The organism is Bacillus pretiosus (assembly GCF_051294775.1).
Taxonomy (GTDB): Bacteria; Bacillota; Bacilli; order Bacillales; family Bacillaceae_G; genus Bacillus_A; species Bacillus_A wiedmannii.
This window is the reverse complement of the sequence record NZ_JBPPHF010000039.1, coordinates 1-372: the sequence shown is the minus strand read 5'-3', so window position 1 is coordinate 372 and position 372 is coordinate 1. Positions and strand designations below refer to the sequence as shown.

General features: G+C 41.7%; 1 protein-coding gene. It reads right to left on the bottom strand.

What is annotated here, in order from left to right:
• The coding region (locus tag ACSG5Z_RS29755) for an FAD-dependent oxidoreductase (protein ID WP_435712737.1) at window positions 1-372 on the bottom strand (372 nt) is incomplete at both ends.

The following is a 372-nucleotide window of genomic DNA, read 5'->3' as shown; positions in this document are numbered from 1 at the left end:
CCCCATCACATACTGCACAATATGATACACCACGGCCGCCAAGTTCTGTTTCGCCTGGCACACCAATTTTTTTATACTCTGCACCGCTTGCAACGATATTTGCACGTGCTTTATATTCTTTTTTACCAGCAATAATTGTTTTGTATTCTTTACCATCGATGACTGCTTTCACATCACCGTATGCATATTCAGCACCAAATTTCTTCGCATGCTCGAACATTTTATTTGATAAGTCTGGTCCTAAAATAGACTCATAACCTGGGTAGTACTCTACATCCTCTGTGTTTGCCATTTGGCCACCTGGGATACCACGCTCAAGCATTAATGTGCTTAAATTCGCACGAGATGTATATACTGCAGCTGTCATACCAG